Origin of the sequence: Kangiella sp. TOML190 (assembly GCF_023706045.1) — a bacterium.
Taxonomy (GTDB): Bacteria; Pseudomonadota; Gammaproteobacteria; order Enterobacterales; family Kangiellaceae; genus Kangiella.
Genome location: NZ_BQYL01000001.1, coordinates 434170 through 455024 on the forward strand (window position 1 = coordinate 434170; position 20855 = coordinate 455024).

General features: G+C 44.1%; 20 protein-coding genes. 12 read left to right on the plus strand and 8 right to left on the minus strand.

What is annotated here, in order from left to right; all coding sequences use genetic code 11:
* Positions 1-93 precede the first annotated feature (93 nt).
* From hemN to NFS34_RS02030, 3 genes are read left to right on the plus strand one after another with little or no spacing between them, the layout of a single operon-like run.
* Entirely contained in the window at positions 94-1491 is a 1398-nt protein-coding gene (gene hemN / locus NFS34_RS02020) for an oxygen-independent coproporphyrinogen III oxidase (RefSeq protein WP_251358168.1), read from the plus strand.
* A 50-nt stretch (positions 1492-1541) separates the two neighbouring features.
* Complete coding sequence (gene fnr / locus NFS34_RS02025) at positions 1542-2255, plus strand: fumarate/nitrate reduction transcriptional regulator Fnr (RefSeq protein WP_251358169.1); 714 nt, start codon at positions 1542-1544, stop codon at positions 2253-2255.
* 18 nt (positions 2256-2273) lie between these two features.
* Complete coding sequence (locus NFS34_RS02030) at positions 2274-2870, plus strand: Yip1 family protein (RefSeq protein ID WP_251358170.1); 597 nt, start codon at positions 2274-2276, stop codon at positions 2868-2870.
* A gap of 113 nt (positions 2871-2983) precedes the next feature.
* Here the strand turns inward: NFS34_RS02030 and NFS34_RS02035 are convergent, their stop codons facing one another.
* Together NFS34_RS02035 and NFS34_RS02040 are read right to left on the minus strand one after the other, a co-directional pair.
* Entirely contained in the window at positions 2984-3742 is a 759-nt protein-coding gene (locus NFS34_RS02035) for a MipA/OmpV family protein (RefSeq protein ID WP_251358171.1), read from the minus strand.
* 203 nt (positions 3743-3945) lie between these two features.
* Positions 3946-4506, minus strand: coding sequence for a DUF5655 domain-containing protein (locus NFS34_RS02040; protein WP_251358172.1), 561 nt, complete (start codon positions 4504-4506; stop codon positions 3946-3948).
* A gap of 278 nt (positions 4507-4784) precedes the next feature.
* On the opposite strand from NFS34_RS02040, the gene NFS34_RS02045 reads away from it, so the two are divergent.
* A complete protein-coding gene (locus tag NFS34_RS02045; protein ID WP_251358173.1) occupies positions 4785-5891 on the plus strand; it encodes a phosphoribosylaminoimidazolesuccinocarboxamide synthase in 1107 nt (368 codons plus the stop codon).
* Positions 5892-5963: 72 nt separating this feature from the next.
* On the opposite strand, the gene NFS34_RS02050 is transcribed toward NFS34_RS02045, so the two are convergent.
* The 6 genes from NFS34_RS02050 to NFS34_RS02075 form a co-directional block, all read right to left on the minus strand.
* On the minus strand, positions 5964-6725 hold the full coding sequence (locus NFS34_RS02050; RefSeq protein ID WP_251358174.1) for an NAD-dependent deacylase: 762 nt from the start codon (positions 6723-6725) through the stop codon (positions 5964-5966).
* A gap of 27 nt (positions 6726-6752) precedes the next feature.
* On the minus strand, positions 6753-7016 hold the full coding sequence (locus tag NFS34_RS02055; protein ID WP_251358175.1) for a ribosomal protein L7/L12: 264 nt from the start codon (positions 7014-7016) through the stop codon (positions 6753-6755).
* Positions 7017-7064: 48 nt separating this feature from the next.
* A complete protein-coding gene (locus tag NFS34_RS02060; protein ID WP_251358176.1) occupies positions 7065-7694 on the minus strand; it encodes a dUTP diphosphatase in 630 nt (209 codons plus the stop codon).
* Between the two features lie 181 nt (positions 7695-7875).
* Positions 7876-8694, minus strand: coding sequence for a co-chaperone DjlA (gene djlA / locus NFS34_RS02065; RefSeq protein ID WP_251358177.1), 819 nt, complete (start codon positions 8692-8694; stop codon positions 7876-7878).
* Complete coding sequence (gene murU / locus NFS34_RS02070; protein WP_376707951.1) at positions 8694-9401, minus strand: N-acetylmuramate alpha-1-phosphate uridylyltransferase MurU; 708 nt, start codon at positions 9399-9401, stop codon at positions 8694-8696. The genes djlA and murU overlap by 1 nt, the downstream gene beginning before the upstream one ends.
* Positions 9402-9465: 64 nt before the next feature.
* On the minus strand, positions 9466-10461 hold the full coding sequence (locus NFS34_RS02075) for an aminoglycoside phosphotransferase family protein (RefSeq protein WP_251358179.1): 996 nt from the start codon (positions 10459-10461) through the stop codon (positions 9466-9468).
* Between the two features lie 213 nt (positions 10462-10674).
* Between NFS34_RS02075 and NFS34_RS02080 the strand changes: the two genes are divergently transcribed.
* The 8 genes from NFS34_RS02080 (at position 10675) to NFS34_RS02115 (ending at position 20842) form a co-directional block, all read left to right on the plus strand.
* Complete coding sequence (locus tag NFS34_RS02080) at positions 10675-13020, plus strand: LPS-assembly protein LptD (RefSeq protein ID WP_251358180.1); 2346 nt, start codon at positions 10675-10677, stop codon at positions 13018-13020.
* A 51-nt stretch (positions 13021-13071) separates the two neighbouring features.
* On the plus strand, positions 13072-14355 hold the full coding sequence (locus NFS34_RS02085; protein ID WP_251358181.1) for a peptidylprolyl isomerase: 1284 nt from the start codon (positions 13072-13074) through the stop codon (positions 14353-14355).
* Between the two features lie 51 nt (positions 14356-14406).
* The gene (gene pdxA, locus NFS34_RS02090) at positions 14407-15399 is read left to right on the plus strand and encodes a 4-hydroxythreonine-4-phosphate dehydrogenase PdxA (protein WP_251358182.1); all 993 of its coding nucleotides are present in this window, start codon (positions 14407-14409) and stop codon (positions 15397-15399) included.
* The gene (gene rsmA, locus NFS34_RS02095; RefSeq protein ID WP_251358183.1) at positions 15392-16231 is read left to right on the plus strand and encodes a 16S rRNA (adenine(1518)-N(6)/adenine(1519)-N(6))-dimethyltransferase RsmA; all 840 of its coding nucleotides are present in this window, start codon (positions 15392-15394) and stop codon (positions 16229-16231) included. The genes pdxA and rsmA overlap by 8 nt, the downstream gene beginning before the upstream one ends.
* 171 nt (positions 16232-16402) lie before the next feature.
* Entirely contained in the window at positions 16403-16705 is a 303-nt protein-coding gene (locus NFS34_RS02100) for a PilZ domain-containing protein (RefSeq protein ID WP_251358184.1), read from the plus strand.
* A 252-nt stretch (positions 16706-16957) separates the two neighbouring features.
* A complete protein-coding gene (locus tag NFS34_RS02105) occupies positions 16958-19078 on the plus strand; it encodes a S8 family serine peptidase (RefSeq protein WP_251358185.1) in 2121 nt (706 codons plus the stop codon).
* A 150-nt stretch (positions 19079-19228) separates the two neighbouring features.
* Positions 19229-19870: an orotate phosphoribosyltransferase gene (gene pyrE, locus NFS34_RS02110; RefSeq protein WP_251358186.1), complete on the plus strand. Its 642-nt coding sequence runs from the start codon at positions 19229-19231 to the stop codon at positions 19868-19870.
* A 6-nt stretch (positions 19871-19876) separates the two neighbouring features.
* Complete coding sequence (locus NFS34_RS02115) at positions 19877-20842, plus strand: hypothetical protein (RefSeq protein ID WP_251358187.1); 966 nt, start codon at positions 19877-19879, stop codon at positions 20840-20842.
* The last annotated feature ends 13 nt before the right edge of the window (positions 20843-20855 follow it).

Here is a 20855-nt window from a genome sequence, read left to right on the forward strand (position 1 = left end):
CAACCGAAGCTTAAGGATAAAAATTGATTTAAATCAATTTTTGTTTTCCAGCAGTCAGTACCATTAATCTAGTATTTTTGACACTGCCAAACCATGATGCCGATAGACTCCAAGCTGCTCGAAAAATACAATGGCTCCGGCCCACGTTATACGTCCTATCCGACGGCGCTTGAGTTCGATCCAAATTTCTCGCCGAGTAAATACTTAGATGCGCTGCAAGCCACCGAAGGTAAAACCCTATCCCTTTATATTCATATCCCTTTTTGCCGTAACATCTGTTACTACTGCGCTTGCAACAAGATCATTACTAAAGACTCCAGCAAAGCTGATACCTATATTGAATATTTACTCAAAGAAGCTGAGCTAATCGCAACAGCATTGAACAGCAAACAGGTGGGACAAATTCATTTTGGTGGTGGTTCGCCAACCTTTTTAAGTCAGACTCAATTAACCACCGTGATGAATCATTTATCGCAGTTATTTGACCTTAATGCCGATGCCGAAATCGCCATTGAAATCGATCCTAGAACGGTTAATGCTGAGGACATCATTTTCTATCGCAGCATTGGCTTTAATCGGCTATCTATCGGCGTGCAAGATCTGAATCCTCAAGTGCAAGTAGCAGTCAATCGACAACACAGTTTCGATGAGGTTGCAGCTCTTGTGAGAACTGCAAAAGCACAGCAGTTCCAATCGCTAAATATCGATTTAATTACCGGACTGCCACGACAAACTAAGGAATCCGTTGCTAAAACCATTTCGCAAATTATCCAGCTAGCGCCAGATCGGATTGCCATCTACAACTATGCACACTTACCGCACCGCTTTAAACCGCAACGCCGTATTCACAGCAACGAACTACCCTCTGCAGAGCAAAAAATGGCTATTTTCGATTTGGCTAAAAACCAACTGATTGAGGCAGGCTACGTTTACATAGGCATGGATCATTTTGCCCGAGAAAAAGATAGCTTAACTATTGCTCAACAAAGGGGGCAACTAAACCGAAATTTTCAAGGCTACACCACTCATAAGGATTACCAATTGGTTGGCTTAGGCGTGTCCTCGATTAGTAAAGTTGGCGACTGTTATAGCCAAAACCTAGTAGAGCTTAACGACTATTATCAAGCGCTGGATCAAGTACCGATAGAAAATACCATTACTGAAAACGCGCAAGCGTCTCTACCTATTTGGCGCGGCTACCATTTGGACTTTGATGATAACGTTAGACAGGCCGTGATCATGAGTTTAATCGCTAACTTTACACTTGATAAGACTGCCATAGAGCAGCAATTTTCAATCGATTTTGATCGTTATTTTGAGTCTGAACTGATTCAACTTGCAGGCTTTGCCGATGATGGTCTGATTGAGCTGAGTCCAGAGCAGATTCTGGTAACTCCAGTTGGACGCTTCTTTATCCGCACTATTTGCATGCAATTTGACCGTTATTTGCAAGAGCTGTCACAGCTACAAGCCTATTCAAAGGTGATCTAGATGACGTTAGTTGATACACTTAAAAGGACATACGTTGTAGGGACATAACCATGAAATTAGAGCAGATAAAATGCCAAAATTGCAGTATCAGTCAGCTCTGCTTGCCGGTGATGTTAGCCGATGCAGAAATCGAGCATCTTGATAGTATCGTCAAACGCCGCAAGCCGTACCAAAAAGACGAAACCTTGTTTCGCCATGGTGACACTTTAGAGTCTTTATTTGCGGTACGCTCTGGTTGCATAAAAACCTACACACTGGATGTCGATGGGGTTGAACAAATTACTGGGTTTTATTTGCCTGGCGAAATTCTGGGGCTAGATGCGATTAGTGAAAACAGTCATCAAAGCTTTGCTAAAGCGCTGGATACCTCTTTGGTTTGTGCCTTGCCTTACCACAAACTGGACATGTTGGCAGGGCAAATTCCGGGACTACGGAGTCAACTGTTAAAGGTGATGAGCCACGAGATTCAGGATGATAAAGCGCTTTTTTTATTGTTAAATAAAAAAAATGCTGAGCAACGGTTGGCCGCTTTTATCGTCAATATGTCGAAGCGATACTCTAACCGGGGCCTAGCTTGCGATCGTTTCCAGCTTCCCATGACCCAGGTAGATATTGCCAATTATCTTGGTATGGCGGTGGAAACTATTAGCCGCTTGTTCAAAAAACTTAATAAATTGGAGCTATTGGAGCTCAAACAAAAAGAAGTTACCATTTTAGATTTAGAACAATTGAGTCAATTTGCTGGCACCAGCTGCCATGCCTAAATATTAAGAGATGTCATTATGAAAAATCGTTTTAACCTACTCTATAAACCCGAAGAAACTTGGCAAACCATCAAATCAAAAAACTTTACCATCCCCCAAGTTTACGTTCGCTTCTTAATTTTTATGGCCTTAATACCTGTTGTCGCCGCATTTATCGGCACCGTTTATATCGGTTGGCAAGTAGGCTCGGAAGAAGCCACCAAGCTCACTCCTGCTAGCGCCTTAAGGATTTCGATCGCTGCATATTTTGGGATGCTTGCTGGCGCTTATATTTTTTCTCACTTTGTTCGCTGGATGGCGAAAACTTACGGCTCAGATGCTAGCCTTGCGGACTGCTTTGCCTTGATTGTCTATTCGGCTTGTCCACTATTTTTAGCCAGTATTGTCAGTATTTATCCGATTTTATGGTTGGATACCCTAGTGACCATCGCGGCATTAGCTTACTCGGTACGCTTACTGTTTATCGGCACACCTATCATGATGGGAGTGAATCAAGAAAAAGGATTTCTGTTTACCAATTCCATTCTCGCAGTTGCCATGGTCTTAGCCGTAGGCTCTATCGCCATTAGTGTTCTATTTTGGGGAATGGGAGTCGCGCCAGAATTTACTGCTTAAATGCTAGAGTCGCCGTTTTAGCATTGTTTTAGTATCAAGTACTGATTTTGCACTATCCGAGCCACAAAAAAGCCTGAGCTTCAAACTCAGGCTTTTTGCTAGACAATTAAGGTTTAAAAGAATCGAGTAAAGCTGAGCAATACTCTGACATTGGAATCATCATCCACCAGCGGGCTGTCTTCAATATCAGAATCATACCAAATATTTTGAACACTCAAGCTGGTCACGCCACCAAAAAACTCATTAGTTGTTAAGGTGATACCCAATACTTTATTCAAGCTACTATCCGCACTAAATTGGGGACGTGCTAAGGTCGCTTCGCTCGCTTTGACCCCATAGTAGTAATCCATATAATCTTCATCAAAATAATCCAGAGCAACCATTGGCTTTAACGAAAAACTACCCAGGTGGAATTTATAACTGGCTTTTGCCATTAACTCCATACCTTCGGAATTATTTAAAGCATCGAAAGCAGAGTTAAACTCAAAATCCCATGGCCCCGTTTTATAGCCTAAAACAATCCCTGGACCAAAAGAAAAATCTCGGTCTTCCATGCCCTCAAACAAAGAACTATCGTCCTCTTCATAGCCATGGCCCCAAGCTAACAAACTCAATTGCCCCGCGATTCTGAACCCATCCTTTTCGTAAAATTTATAGCGAAATTCTGGACCAATAAAAGAAAACTTCTCACCTTTATAACCAATATAAGGGCCGATAAAAGTGCGAGTGCCGACATCATCATAGATATGGTAATCAGCCAGTGCACCAATTCCCCATAACCAGCCGGTCTTATTTTGATCGCCTTTAGCCAAACTGCTAAACAAAACCAAATTTAGCAAGACAAAAGCACTGAACAAGTATTTTGTTTTCATAGATATCACTCCTTTACTATGGCGAAACGGTTAATCCTTCTCTAATTTCAAAATAGCATAATTTCAAACACATTTAGTGATCAATCACACATTCTTTAGGATCTGATCCTCCAAAATAAAGCCATAAAAAAACTTCAGTGTCACTACTGTTGTTGCTATTAGCAAATCAAAAAAGCTGATTCGAAAACTTAATTAGAATAGATTTAACCAGCAGCCGTATAGGCTGCTTTCAACCATTCAATCAGCTCTTTATCGACTTGCTTACTATCGGTAAGCCTAACTCGATGCGATACCATGGCATTAAAGCTCCCCGAACTTTCCAATCGCGCAGTCGGCTCAGTACCTTTTAGGTTAATGCCAACATCAAGCCGCGTTTTGGTTGACGGTTGAATCAAAGCAAACTGCTTGTTATGACGTAGACTGACGTAAGCTTTTTTAGGCACAATCTCCATACCCTTGCCAAACTTTTTAACTTCTTTTAACAACTTGTCATAGATCGGTTTTAGATCTGGTTTTTTCTCATACTGAGCCGCCACCAAATCATCGCCGGATACTTCTGGCGCGCCATCTTTTAAAAAGTCCGAGCTGAGCAGATTAGCAAAACCGTGGGTCACCCCGTGTTCGGTTTTCAACATCTTGACGATTTGACCGTGCTTTTCCAAACCTGCGGCCTTAATGATGAGGTTCCATTCGGCCTGCGATTTTCCCGTTTTCTCAGGAATATTGTTACGCATAGTTTGCGCCATTTCTTCAGGACTGGCCATAGTACTGCTCCTTTTTCTGCTAAATTTTTATCCACAGGCTGCCAATAATTGCACGCTGAAAAAGACAACGCAAGCTCCTCAGGCATCTTGGCAAAATCTTCCACTATTGCTTCATCATACTACAAGCTACCCTCTTTAACCCACGTCGAACAGGTTTTAGCATTAGTGGAAACCCGAGCCAGTTATCGGTAAAATACGCGCTTCTTGTTTGGCTGCTAGGCGTAAACAACCGAATAGCCTGCACCATTAACAACCAGCAATTATCAGGATTAACAACCATGAGTATCGCGGATAAAGTGCTTGCCGTTAATAACGATCTTCCGATCCGTACTGATAAACCCGTACACAGCGGCAAAGTACGTTCAGTCTATTGGCTGACTGCGACAGACAGTCAGCGCTTAATCCGCGAACGGGGCTATGATGTTCCGAGTGATACACCGCTAGCCATTATGGTGATCAGCGACCGGATTTCGGCCTTTGACTGTATCTGGAAAGGCGAAGGCGGTATAGGCGGCGTACCGGGCAAAGGGGCGGCACTTAACGCTATTTCTAACCATTGGTTTAAATTATTTCGCGAGAATGGCTTGGCCGACAGTCATATCTTGGAAATTCCGCACCCATTCGTTTGGATTGTACAAAAAGCCAAACCCGTAAAAATCGAAGCCATTGCTCGTCAATACATAACTGGCTCTATGTGGCGAGCCTATGCCAAAGGCGAGCGTGAGTTTTGTGGGATCCGGCTACCAGAAGGCTTAGCTAAAGATCAAAAGCTCGACGGGTTATTAATCACCCCATCCACTAAAGGGATCCTCGAAGGTATCCCTGGCGTTCCAGCGCAAGATGATGTCAACATTAGCCGCCAAAATATCGAAGATAACTTTGCAGCCTTTAATTTTGTTTCTGTTGAAGATATCGACTTATACGAAAAGCTATTAAAAGACGGCTTTAATGTGATCAGCGAAGAGTTAGCCAAATTGGATCAAATGTTTGTCGATACCAAATTCGAGTTTGGTTACGTTACGGATAAGAACGGCAACGAAAAATTGATCTATATGGACGAAGTAGGAACACCGGACTCGTCGCGTATTTGGGATAGTGTTGTATTCAGAGAACAAGGTAAAATTGTCGAAAACTCCAAAGAAGGTTTCCGCCAATTCTTGTTAAACCACTTCCCTGATCCGGATATTCTGTTAAACAAAGATCGGATGGATGAACGTGAAGCATTAGCTCGTGATAATGAACTACCACTTAGCGCCATTCAAATGGTTACCGATACTTATGTTGGCATTGCTGAAAAAATTACTGGTGAGAAAATTCATCTTTCAGATAATCCTAAAGCAGAGATTGTTCAGATCCTAAAAGACGAATTTAAGCTTGTAGATTAAGTTTTAAATAGTTAACCATAAAGGCGGGGTATCCCGCCTTTTTCATATCAACACTCTTACACTTTGTAACGATTAGTAATCTATCAGCTTAGGCAGTATTTCTCCCGCCTTACCTCTAATTTGATAATCCACCACCCTGCTTTGGGTCGGCTCTGGATTGACTTCTACAACCTTGGCACCTTGGCTTTTCGCCAGCATCATCAGACCGGCAGCGGGATAGACCTGGCTAGAAGTTCCTATGGATAAAAATAGATCGCAACAATAGGCCGCGGTTTCGGCAACTTGCCATTTTGTCTCATCTAAAGCTTCGCCAAACCAGACCACCGATGGTCGTATTTGACCACCGCACGATTGGCATGTCGGGACCGTTTGAATTCCAGTAACATCCTCTAAATAGGGCTTGTCGCAACCTAAGCAATGGTTCTGCCAAATATTGCCATGAATCTCTATTACCGAAAACTGATCCGGATCAGAGCCCGCTTTTTGATGTAAGCCATCGACGTTTTGCGTGATTAGACTTACCTCTTGCTGACCGGAGTTTTTGGCGGCTTTCTGCCAGTTGGCTATAGCGGTATGGGCTGGATTAGGTTGTTTATCTTGATTAACTTGGCGGCGCCATTGATACCATCGCCAGACCATTTCAGGCTCTCTTAAAAAACCTTCAATACTGGCCAGTTGCTGCGGATCATACTGCGACCAGAGGCTTTCACCGGCCTCTTCAGAGTAACCTCTAAAGGTTGCAATCCCCGATTCGGCAGAAACTCCAGCGCCCGTTAAAACACAGACGCGTTTGGCTTTTCCAATAAGCGTTTTGACTTCCTCAATCGATTCCATCGGTATCCGCTTCTAAGTTTTTAAGGATTAATCTTCTACTAAAGAAAATTTGCTCAGATCAAAACGTACATGCTCAACTTCGCACTTTACCCCAGCTTGGTTTAAGCGCTCTTCAAGCTTCTCCGCATCTTCTTTTTCTAAGTCATCCTTAATGGTATGAGGTGGATTTTCTAAAATTCCCTTAAGTTCCTTACGATCCATCTGTAAAATTTCGGCAGCATCCACTTCGATATAATAGGTGCCTTTAGTATTGGTTTTATCATAACCATTTAAAATAACTTTATAAGCCATATTTTCTTCTACTTAAGTCCTCGCTTAAGTCCCCCCGTTTAAATCAATTTACTTAGGATAATGTGTTGCTAAGCCTTGGTAGACTTTATCTTTAAATTCATGATCCGATGGATCTAGGCTGTTTAAAATATCCACCAAATACTCGTTATCTTCACGGCCATTCCATTCTTTGATGTAAGAACCTTCTTTATAACCATGATCTTGGCGGAAAAAGTTTAAGGTGTTTTTGCCCACATAACTTTTGTATAACTCTTCAAACGGCATCTCCATTTGTTGCATACAACCTGCGAAACTGGTGCCATCAAAATGTTGATACATGACCGCTTGGCCAGCCAATACTTCCAAAGTTTGCTTGAAATCCTCTTTAACCAATGGCTCTGATAATTCCTCGGCTAGCTCCGCCGCAATATCCGAATAGTCCATCTGACCATCGATACGCGAACTTAAGCCAAAGTGAAAAATATCCACTAACTCCATTTTCACCTGTTCAGCATCTGGTTGTTGATGTTTCCACCATTTCCAACCATAGTGTTCCAACATTTCGCCACACTCGATCCAAATAGCTCGATACCACTCAAAACCCTGCTCAAACCAATTGTCGTTTACTTTGGTGTTCATCGCATTTTGCATTTCCAGCATAATGGCGATTTGTTTAGTCATTAATTCTTTATTTGTCATTTGATTTCCTATTGAAGGATATACTTATTTATTCTTAGCTAACATTAATTAGCTGATAGTAATTGAGCCTTATGTGCGACAAAAATACGCAGCAAACAATGGTTTTTATGCGCAGTTTAGTTGTCTAAATAAGAACAAAAAATATTACGTAACAAAGCAATTTCCTGCTAAATAGCCCAATTTACCAATTCTTATGTTTTTCGATTAGTTCGTAGGCGCTTTTGATCTCTTGAGTCTTCTCAGTCGCGATCTTAATCATCGACTCTGGCAAACCTTTGGACACCAGTTTATCAGGATGGTGTTGCGACATTAAGCGTCGATAGGCTTTTTTTACCGTCGCCTTATCGTCGCCGGCAGAAACTCCTAACACCTGATAGGCCTGTTCAATACTTGGCGCATTATAGCCTGCTCCTGCAGTGCCTTGTCCAGACTGGTGTTGGGAATGTTCATAAAAGCGTTGTTGAGCTTGAACCATCTTGATCAGCTGGTCGATTACAAAGCTAGCGAAGCCGAGCTTTTGCCCTATTTGACGTAAAATGGTCTGCTCTTGCTGATCAACGTCTCCATCCGCCATCGCCATACTAATCTGAATTTCTAAGAACATCTGCAGCAAATTACGCTGACGACCTACTTGGCTCTTAAATTGCGCCATAGTGCTGTCAAAGTCAAAATGCGGCTCTTTTCCCTGCTTGAACAAATCGATTGCATACTTTCTGGCAGCTTCATCCAGCCCCATACGACTCATTACATTTTCCGCATGAGCTATTTCATTTTCCGAAACCCGCCCATCGGCTTTGGCGATATGCCCCATAATGGAAAAAGTGGCGGTGAAAAAAGTCGCTTGGATCCGCTCATGCGCTGCCGGATCGAGCCGTTCTTTCATTTCCTCGGTACGCTTATCAAACTGATGCCCCAAAAATGCACCAATCAAAGCGCCAATTGGCCCGCGAGTAAACAAATAACCCAATAAACCACCAATTAATTTGCCCATCCAACCCATTAGCTTGTCTCCTGAGGATCTGAGCCGTCTTTTAAGTCGAAATTGATGGTTTTTATTGGCTTTTGAAATTCTTTATTCAAGGCATCCAATCTTTCGGGCGTACCAATATCGCGCCATTGGCCTTGATAAAGCTGTCCCGTAACGTCTTGTTTTTCCATTAAATGTCTTAAAATGGGCGCCAAAGGTTCCGGCTTATCAAGCTCAAGCCCCTGAAACACTTGAGGCTGATAAACGCCAATACCGGAAAAGGTATATTGAGTATCGCTACTGGCTAAAACGCTACCGTTATCCAAGCCAAAATCGCCATGGGGATGCTGCTGAGGATTCGGCACCAAAATCAAATGCGCTTTGGCCTTGGGCTTATTTAAAAGCTCAAAATCGAAATCGCTCCAAATATCCCCATTGACCACCACAAAAGGCTGCTCTTCAAAAAAATCCAGCGCCTTGCGGATACCGCCAGCAGTTTCCAGTGCGCTATGTTCATGCGAATAGGTCAAATTTACGCCCCAATAGGCGCCATCGCCAAGGTATTCCGGAATAATCTCACCAAGCCAAGCGGTGTTGATAATGATGTCGCGAATTCCGGCATCCTTTAAGGCTTCAATATGGTATTCGATCAAGGCTTTACCATCGACCTTAAGCAAAGGTTTTGGCAGCGTGTCGGTGAGCGGGCGCATCCGCTCGCCACGGCCAGCAGCCAGAATCATGGCTTTTTTAATATTGCTCAAACTTTTTCCTGTCGTTGCTTGTGGTTTGTATGTATCGCTTGGGCTATTGCACTTGTTTCAAGGAATCCATAGCGGGCAGGATTTTTTGTTGCATCCAGTCGCTAAATTCATCTAATTGCGGGTATTTTTCAGCTTGTCGAACTATATATCTTAGGGTTAGCGGTATATCTTTCAAGTAAGCCGCTTTACCGTCGCGATAATTCAGCCGGGCGAAAATTCCTGCGACCTTAATATGGCGCTGCAAGCCCATCCAGTCGAACCATTGGATAAATTGTGCTTTATCCAACTCCCAATCCGACTGCTCGATAAAATAATCCATCCAAGCCTGCACCTGATAATCAGGCCACTCGATGTAGCAATCCCGCAGCAGTGACAAGAGATCATAGCTAATAGGCCCTTGCACCGCGTCTTGGAAGTCGATAATACCTGGCGGCTGATCTTGTAACCACATGATATTGCGCGAATGGTAATCGCGATGTACGAACACTTGCGGCTGCTCCAACGCGCTGTCCGTGAGCCATTGAAACAATTGGTCCAGCATTTGGTTTTCATCGCTGGAAAGCGTCAACTGCAAATGTTGTAGCAAAAACCACTCGCGAAACAGCTCCATTTCTTGATTTAACAATTTAGCATCGTAGGCTGGCAAAATCTTCGCCGAATCAATTTGCTGCATCTTGATAAGGCTTTGGATAGCCGCTTGATAAAGCTTGTCTGCTGACTGCTCATTAAGTAACGGCAAATACAATTGATCACCGAGATCCGAAAGCAGCATGAAACCTTGCTCTAAATCATAAGCAATCACCTTGGGCGCATTCACTTGTGAAAGCAAGCTGGCGATCTTGATAAACTGCTCAGAATTTTCATGCTCCGGCGGCGCATCAACACAGATCCAGCTATTGTCGCCAGAGATTATTCGGTAGTAGCGCCGAAAGCTGGCATCACCAGATACCAGTTGCCACTGGTAGTCAGAAAGCTTTTCTGTTTGCTCCAGTGTTTGCTGCGACCATTCTTTGAGCAGTTGTTGTCTAGCGTTCATCATGGGTTCAATTAGTTACCGATTTGGTTGATTAGAATTAAGATAAATTTTCAATCTTTGCTGTTAAGGTTTATTATTAGCCCCTTATCTGATTGAATTGCAATTGGCTCGGATCATAACGGTTAGATGGTAATCAAGAAAACGCCAAGGGTAAAACCTTTTTTTAATAAAAAGCCTCAAACAAGTTCCAAGTCCCGTTGGATCTTGAGTCGCTGTGTGAGCGCCTTTCTGCTAGCTGGGTTGCTACCATCAAGCTTTGCAGCGGAAACCCGCAGCTCTAACCCACTAGTTGATGAAGTTACTGTAAAAAACAATAAAGCCGCTGCCATTAACCAAGCTACAGAAGCCGCAGACGAATTTAGTTTCCCAGATTTTCGCTCTTGCCGTTTAGCGCCCGAGCCCATCAGCGCGAACACTACTTTTGCTAACCCTTTTAGCGAACCATCACTGCAAAACCCAATTCGCGCTTGGTCCGACGAAGGTTACACTGAGAACAATAAAGCCTATTTATCCGGCAATGTGCAAATCCGACAAGATGATCAACTGATCAAAGCAGATCGATTAGTCGCTGATAATACCACTAAGAGTTATCACACCGAAGGCGAACTGCTTTTTGCTAGCCCCGATATCATTGTCGAAGCGGATCGATTGGCTTATCAAGAAGCCAATGGTTCGAGTCAAATCGACAATAGCCGTTTTTATCTGTACAGCAATAATGGTAATGGCACTGCTGAAAGTATCACCATCAGTGATAAACAGCTACTTACACTCTATAATTCGGACTTTTCGACCTGCCCGCAAGATCAACGCAGCTGGGCATTTGAATCCGACAAGATCGTTATTGACAAAGAATCCGGCTGGGGCGAAGCCTATGGCAGCGTGGTTAGGGTCGCCGATATTCCTGTTTTTTACTTGCCCTACATCACCTTTCCAATTGATGATCGGCGTAAAACCGGTTTATTACCGCCCGCTTTTAGTAATTCCGATCGTAATGGAGTCGATATCAGCGCCCCCTACTATTTGAATTTAGCGCCCAATTACGACTTAACCCTTTCGCCGCGTTATATGAGCAAAAGGGGCACCGGTTTAGACAGTGAATTTCGCTATTTACTACCAACATATGACGGCGAATTGAGCTTTAGCTACTTACCCGATGATGATTTAGCCGATAAGAATCCTGAAATTAGTGACAACCGTTGGGCCTACTCGGTCAAACACCATAACCAATTTAGCGAAAGCTGGAGCGCTGGAATTGATGCGCAAAAAGTTAGTGATGATGCCTATTTTCAGGACTTTGGTGGCGGCGTCACCTCAAGCAATGAAACTAATTTGTCCCAACAACTGTATCTGCAGTATTTAACCGAAAATTGGAACTTCAAAACCCAATATCGTGATTGGCAGCTGCTGAATACTTCCAGCCATCGCTATAAAATAGCGCCACGAATCGAAGCTACTCGCTATTTTCAAGGGCAAAATTATTATGCACAAATTTATGGCCAAGCAACTCGTTTTGAACAAGATGCAGCAACTCAAATAGAAGATGCCAACCGCTATCATCTTGAACCTACGGTTGGCTGGAACCTAGAAAGTCTTTACGGTTTTATTCGCCCGAAACTCAGCGTTGCGCTGACCCACTACCGTCAAACCGAGGTCAGTGGCGAGAAGCAGTCATTTGATCGTACTCTACCTACCTTTTCTTTAGATACTGGATTATTCTTGGAAAAGCCACTTCAAATCGGCAAAAATAGCTATACGCAAACGCTAGAGCCGCGGCTGTTTTACCTCTACACACCGTTCGAAGATCAAACCGGGATCGGGGTTTTCGATACCAGCGTTCCGACCTTTAACTTTACCGAACTCTTCAGCCGCAACCGTTTTGCTGGAATTGACCGCATCGGTGATTCCAATCAAATCAGCGCATCGCTGACCAGCCGCTTTATTGATCAATCCGGTCAAGAAAGAGTCAGTGTTACTCTTGGCGGTGTGGGCTACTTTGAAGATCGCAAAGTCACTTTAAACGACGGCCAAGCCGCTGAAACCATTGGTCGCTCAGGGATCTTGGCCAAAGTGAATTGGCGCTGGACCGACGATTTGGAAATTAAAGGTGGTATCGAATGGGATGACCGAGAAGAAAGAACCCAACGCGGGTTATTGATGCTTAGTTATCAACCCAAGCCCAATCATATCCTGAATCTTGGTCATCGTGTTCGTCGCAATTTTGATCGTCAATTAGAAGATATCGAGCTCGCTGCAGCTTGGCCAATCAGCGAAAACTGGCGTATTTTAGGCCGATATAGCCGAGATTTAGCAGAAAATAGAACCAATGAGTCGTTTTTTGGTCTAGAATACGAGTCCTGCTGTTGGGCAGTTCGAGTCGTCAGTCGTCGTTATCTGAATATCCAGCTCGATAGTCAGGGTGATTTGCTTGCGAGCCAAGGCGACTTGCACAATTCAGGCGTTTTCGTGCAATTTGTATTGAAAGGTATTGGCAGCCTACGCGGAAGTACCACCCAATTCCTTGAAGAAAGCATTTACGGTTATCAAGATCGACTTGGCCAATAGTCGAAGCTAAATAATCACCAGTAATACCAAAGAAAAGCATTAGAGAATTATATGAAATTACAAAATCTAGTACTCGCGGCCAGCATTGGCTTTTTGAGTCTAAACGTATCGGCAGAAGTTATTGATAAAGTCATCGCTCAAGTCGAAGAAGACGTAGTGTTGCAATCGGAGTTGGATCGCAAAATAGCACAAGTTCGTGGTCAGCTGATTGCGCGCGGAACTGAAATGCCGTCAGAAGACGTCTTACGTAAAGAAATTCTAGATAACCTGATCTTGGAAAGCATTCAGTTACAAATGGCAGAGCGAGCGGGAGTACAAATTCCGGATGCTGAACTGCAGCACTTTGCAGGCCAAATTGCCCAAAGAAACGGTATGAGTATGCCTGAGTTTCGTCTAAAGCTTGCCGCTGATGGCTTAGATTATGAAGTGTTCTTGGCCGATTTGCGCAAAGAAATTATGGTCAATCGCGTGCGCGAAGGCTTTGTTAATCAGCGTATCAAGATTAGCGAAAAAGAAGTGGAATCCATTGTCCAGGCGATCGATTCACAAAAGCAAATTGAATATCATCTGGGGCATATCCTGATCAGAGTCCCTGAAGACGCCGACGAACAAACAGAGAAATACTATCAAGATAAAGCAAAAAATTTGTTGCAGCAGATCCAAAACGGTAGTGACTTTTCAGTCATTGCGGCCAACAACTCGGAAGGACCAAATGCCGAATCCGGCGGTGACTTTGGTTGGCATACCGATGCTTCAATGCCCTCACTATTTTCCGATGTAGTTTACTATATGGATGTCGGTGAAGTATCTCGTTTGATTCGCTCACCTTCAGGTTTTCACATTGTAAAACTCCAAGATAAGCGCGGCGAAGAACAGCATCTGGTTTTTCAAGTTCATGCTCGCCACATTCTTATTCAGCCTGATGCCATTACCACAGAAGATGATGCACAAAAGCTCTTGGCTCGACTGCGCGAGCAAATTACTAACGGCGAAAAAGATTTTGCGGAATTAGCCAAACAGCATTCGAAAGATCCAGGCTCGGCCAACCTAGGCGGCGATTTAGGCTGGCAAAGCCCTGAAATCTACGACCCTATTTTTAAAGACGAGATTGGCAAGCTATCAGTTAATGAAATCAGCGTGCCTTTCAAAAGCAGTTTCGGCTGGCACATTGTTCAATTAATGGGCGAGCGCCAAGAAGACCAAACCGATGAAATGAAGAAAAACCAAGCTGCGCAGGTATTGCGCCGTCGTAAGTTTTCCGAAGAGATTGAAACTTGGCTGCAAGAGATACGCGATGAAGCCTACGTTAAAAAAGTGGTCGAAGATAACAGTTAATTCAACTCTTGATTTAACCTTTTTAACTGAGCTTGCTGATTTAACTTTACGATGAAAGTCCCTCGCATTTTGCTGACCGCCGGAGAACCGGCGGGAATAGGCCCTGAAATTTTAGTCAAAATTGCTCAAGAGCCTTTCGATGCCGAACTAATTGCTTGCGCCGATGCCGAGCTCTTAACTCAAACGGCCAAGGAGCTTGGCTTACCACTTCAACTTATTCCTTTTGAGGCTAACACGCCCCCTCGGACTCAGCAGCCGTCACAAATCAAGATTATTGAAGTCCCGCTTAGTCAGCAAAGTATCGCCGGTCAGCTTAACAGAGCTAACGCCGATTATGTACTCAACACCTTGCGCATAGCCGCGCAAATGGCGCTAGATTCGCAAGTCAATGCCATTGTTACTGGGCCTGTCCACAAGGGTATTATCAATGATGCGGGAATTGCTTTTTCTGGCCACACTGAGTTTTTTGCCGACAAAGCAGGCGTAGAAAAAGTTGTCATGATGCTCGCCACTGAAGGCTTACGAGTTGCATTGGCAACTACCCATCTACCGCTAAGCCAAGTGCCGAAGGCCATAACACCGCAGTTATTAGAAGAAGTCATCACCATCATTTGTCATGAAATGAAGTTTAAATTTGGCTTGGAAAAACCGAGAATTATGGTACTTGGACTCAACCCGCATGCTGGCGAAAACGGACATTTAGGTCGAGAGGAATTGGATATCCTAATCCCAACACTAGAAGCGTTAAGAGAAAAGCTCGCCGCCGAACTGATTGGTCCGATCCCTGCTGATACCGGCTTTAATCCCAAGCTATTAGCCGACACCGACTGCGTTTTAGCCATGTATCACGATCAAGGTTTACCAGTGCTTAAATACAAAGGCTTTGGTAACGCCATCAATATTACCCTAGGGTTACCTTTCATCCGAACTTCGGTCGATCATGGTACAGGGCTCGATATAGCTGGTCAAAACCTTGCCGATATTGGTAGCATGAGATATGCCATTAACAGCACTATAGATCTTATCAAGGCTAACCATGAGTAAAGATCCTAACCGCCATTCGCAACGATCAAAGTTAGTCAAAGGCCATCAAGCGCGGAAGCGCTTTGGACAAAACTTCCTGTCCGATCCGTTTTATATTCAAAGGATTGTTGATGCCATAGCGCCGACTAAGCAAGATAGCATGGTAGAAATTGGCCCTGGGCTGGGCGCTATCACAGAATTGCTAGTAGACCAAGTTGAAGGCTTACATGTGGTTGAGCTGGACAATGATCTGATCCCAAGACTAGAAGCGAGCTTTGGCAGCAGAAACAATTTTCATATTCACCACGCCGATGCCTTAAAGTTCGATTTTGGACAATTGGCTACGACAAAGTCCGAAGCCAAGCTACGAATTGTTGGCAATCTTCCTTACAACATTTCGACCCCATTGATTTTTCATTTGCTGCAATACAATCACTTGATTGAAGATATGTACTTTATGCTGCAAAAAGAAGTGGTGCAGCGAATTTGTGCTCCGGTATCCACTAACCATTACGGTCGACTTAGTGTCATGAGCCAATACTATTGCCAAACCCAGATGCTGTTTGAGGTGCCGCCTGGTGCTTTTCAACCGGCTCCAAAAGTCGATTCAGCAATTGTGCGACTAGTGCCGCGCCCAGCAAGCGAGTTACTGGTCGTCCAGCCACAACAACTGAAGCAATTAGTGATCACAGCCTTTAACCAAAGACGTAAAACGATTCGTAATAACCTCAAGCAATGGTTTTCTGATGAAGCCCTTGCCCAGCAGGGCGTTGACCCCAAATTAAGACCCGAAAATATCGAGCTAGCGAGCTACATTAAGCTCGCCAATGCACTCTCTAATGGCCAATTGTGACATTTATTGTCACCTTTTAGGCGAATCCCGTTAAAGTTAATACCATCAATTTTGCTTGCTAAAGCGCCATATCACTTGATAAGTGAGATGTAGCTCACATTTTTCTTTACAACAGGCTCTGAGATTCTTAATATCATAAGTATAGGCTGTTTTTTTCAGAGAGGAGTTGTCATGACAGCAGGAGTCGCCACAGCAAGAACTAGCGCCGAAAACTCTCGTCGCTTCACTCGCGTCAGAATTCAATTGCCCGTAGCCATTCGACAAGCGGATGCGCAAGTCTTCCTTAGTGAAACCCTTGATTTATCAGAAGGCGGCATACTCGTTCGTAACAATGAAAATGCCAAGTTATCCGTTGGCGATCAAGTTAAAGTTCATATTGATGGCATTCTGGGAGAAGAGCAAAGCAAAATGGTGCTCCATGAAATGACCGTGGTTCGCATTGAAGAAGCGATCATCGCACTCGAGTTTATTTAACAGCTGATATTATTAATCACTAATTTAGCAATTTCTCACATAAGTTTTTTTTATTCATTTCTTACAAAATCATAACTTTTATTGTAACCCCTTTGTACAAATGTGATAAAGGTCACATTTTTGCTTTATTGATATTGTATAGTCACCGAGCGCTGTAAGGGAATCTCATCAATAAGGAAGTCCCAAGCAGCCAAATCATTTATGAAACCATCGAGTTTCAATGGGGTAGTATCAAATCTTAGGAGTTAAATAATGAAAAAACCTTTCAATAAGGCTTTGGCGCCTATTGCTGTGTCTTGCGCACTAGCAGCCGCGTCAGTAACCGCAGTTGAGTATGATAGTAACGGCGAACCAATTTTTGATTTTGAAGCATATAGCTCACAGGCCAACCAAGAAATAGGAGCTGGCTTAATTATTAAATATCGCAACTCTAGCGCTCAAACTAAACGCGCATCGATTAGTAATAGCAAAGCCATGAGCCAACTGAGCGCTCGCTTGGGAGTCAAAGCCAAGCATAAACGCTTCAATGCATTTGGTTCACAAATTGTTGATTTTGATAGTAAACAAAGCGTTCGAGCTTTAGAAAGAATGGCTGCAAAATTACGCAGTGACTCCGACATCGAGTATGTTGAAGTTAACCGCATCATGAAGCCTTTTGCTACGGCCAACGATACTCACTATGGCGTTCAGTGGCATTACACCGATCCAACCTCTGGCATTAACCTTGAATCTGCTTGGGATACGACCCAGGGCGAAGGGGTAACGGTTGCCGTATTGGATACCGGCATTACTAACCACTCAGACTTAAATGCCAACGTTATCGGCGGTTATGATTTTATTTCCAACACCACCTATTCGAATGATGGCAATGGTCGTGATTCAGACGCGTCAGATCCGGGTGACTGGACTACCGGTCAATGTGGCCCTGCCAGCAATTCTTCTTGGCACGGCACTCACGTAGCAGGCACTATCGGCGCAGTCACCAACAACAACCAAGGTGTGGCAGGCGTTGCTTACAAATCCAAAATCGTACCCGTGCGCGTGCTAGGCACTTGCGGCGGTACCACTGCCGACATCGCGGATGCCATAATCTGGTCAGCGGGCGGTATCGTTTCTGGCGTTCCAACTAATCCAAACCCAGCTAAAGTCATCAACATGTCTTTAGGCGGTTCAGGTTCCTGTTCAACCACAACCCAAAATGCTATCAACTCAGCACGCGCTAACGGCACGGTAGTAGTAGTTGCGGCAGGTAACTCAAACGCTAACGTTTCGGGCTTCAATCCAGGTAACTGCTCTGGGGTCATTTCAGTAGCCGCAACCAACAAGCAAGCCAATCGTGCAAGCTATTCAAACTACGGCTCATTAATTGATATCGCAGCTCCAGGCGGTGAAGGCGGAGCTGACGGCGTTGCCTCAACCGTTAACAGTGGCTCACAAGGTCCAACAACCGAAAGTTATGCATATTATGCAGGTACTTCGATGGCCGCTCCGCACGTCGCTGGGGTTGCAGCCTTGATGTTTGCTGTAAACCCAAATTTAACTCCGGATGAAGTTGAATCTAGATTAAAATCTTCGGCCAAATCTTTCCCTTCAGGCTCTAGCTGTAGCACTGCAAACTGTGGTGATGGCATGCTTGACGCCGCAGCAGCGATTGCCGCCGCGCAAGGTGGTGGTAACCCGCCTCCAACAGGCGATGGCGTTCTTGAAAAAGGCGTTGCCCAAACCGGACTATCGGGAGCCACCGGTTCGGAAACCTTCTTCACCATTGATGTACCAGCTGGTGCAACTAACCTAAGCTTTACCATGAGCGGCGGTACTGGTGATGCCGATCTCTATACCCGTCGTGGGGCCAAGCCGACCACTTCGAGTTACGATTGCCGCCCGTATAAAGCGGGTAACTCTGAGACCTGTACCGTAGCAGCTCCTGCAGCAGACACTTATCACGTCATGATACGTGGCTACAGCGCTTACTCGGGCGTAACTTTGGTGGCAGACTATACTGAAGCTACCACCCCTCCTCCTGGCGGCTCTAATGAGTTCACCAATAATACCAATGTGAATATTTACGATAACACCACGGTAAGCAGCTCGGTAAACGTTACCGGTCGTACTAGCATTGGTAACATCGATATCATTGTCGACATCAAGCATACTTACATCGGTGACTTAGAAGTGAAAATCATTGCTCCTGACGGTAAGTCTGCAGTTCTACACAACCGTACAGGCGGTAGTGCTAACGATATTCAACAAACCTACAGCTTAAATGCTAGCTCAGTTAGCAATAGTGGTAACGGTACTTGGAGACTGCAAGTTAATGATAACTACAATGGCGACACTGGTTACATTGACACCTGGACTTTAAAATTTAAGTAAGTCCAACTAGAAGTCTAAGCTTCGAATGAAAGCAACTCTTAATGAGTTGCTTTTTTTGCCTTACCGTCACAGGGTTTATCACTTTTTTTTCCTTCAAGAACCAGTTACCATTCAGTTACCGTACAGTTTGTTTAATCTAGACTAACCACTATGCAAGACTATCAGCGCCAATTTATCGATTTGGCCCTCAGTAAAAAAGTTCTCAAGTTCGGCGAATTTACCCTTAAATCCGGTCGTCTTAGTCCTTATTTCTTTAATACCGGTCTATTTGATGATGGTAACGACTTGGCCAAACTCGGCCAGTTCTACGCCCAGACGTTGGTGGAAAATAAAGTCGAGTTTGATCTCTTATTCGGCCCAGCTTACAAAGGCATTCCTTTAGTCAGTAGCACTGCCATAGCACTGGCTGATAAACACCAGCTCAATAAGCCCTACAGTTTTAACCGTAAAGAAAAAAAGGACCATGGGGAAGGCGGTAATATCGTTGGTAGTCCACTCAAAGGCGACGTTTTGATCGTAGATGATGTGATATCCGCCGGTACTGCTATTCGCGAAGCCATCGATATTATTAGCGCCAACGGTGCCAAACCCAAAGCGGTATTGATTGCGCTGGATCGACAAGAAAAAGGCCAGGGCGAATTGTCCGCAGTGCAAGAAGTGGAGCAAGATTATGGCTTGCCAGTGTACTCAATCGTGACCTTAACCGATCTTATTAGCTACCTAGAGCAAAACGATCAGTTTAGCCAATTTTATGATAAGGTAGTGGCGTACCGAAAAACCTATGGAGTTTAGTTCTTAATGAAGAGATTAACCTTGTTAATAGCCGCTTTTGCTATTTTCCAATCGCCTTTAGTTGAGGCCAAGAATTACTACCGCTACAAAGATAAGGCTGGCAATATCGTCGTTAAGGACTATCTACCGACTCATGCTGTAAAAGCAGGTTATGAAGTGGTTAATGAATCGGGGCGCGTTTTAGAAATTGTCGGGCCCGAACTTACTGCCAAACAAAAACGCTTGCAAGCGATCCGCCAAGAGCAACTTGATGCTCAGGCCGAAGCTCGTCGTAAAGAGCGCCAGCGTGATACGCTGCTGTTGCGCCAATACCAATCGGTCGAAGATATTGAGCGCACCAAAAAAAGTCAGACGGCAACTTTAAATATTAATCTACGCATTGTTGATAACCACACCAAGTCACTCAAGCGAAAATTGGAGCAACAACAAAAGCGTGCTGCCGATTACGAACGACGCGGTAAAGCGGTTCCTGAAGCAACCTTACACGAAATTGCCGCCATCAAAAACCAAATAACCTCGAACGATGACTCTATCACTAGATACAATCAACAGATCAATGAAATTGATGCTCAATTTGAAAAAGATCGTATCCGTTTTCAAGAGCTCAAAGCCGAACAATACATCACCGAGTCAATGCGCGATCCGAACCAAATTGATGTCAAAGATATTTTCGCCTGCGAAACCCGAATTAGTTGCGATAAAGCTTGGAGTTATGCCCAAGTTTTTGCTCACGAAAACGCCTCAAGACCTTTATCTATCGTCACCAATACTCTTATCGTAAGTCGCAAACCTGAATACGAGAATGAAATCGCACTCTCCATCACGCGAGTGCCAAATAAGGAAACTGATGAAGGTATGAACATTGTGATGTCTATTCAATGCCACCCTTCTGAAAGTGGTCAGAAAAAGTGCGGTAGTAGTGATGTCGTTGCACTCAAGCAACGCTTTATTGATTACCTAAGTTCTAGATAACAAGCCACAATTC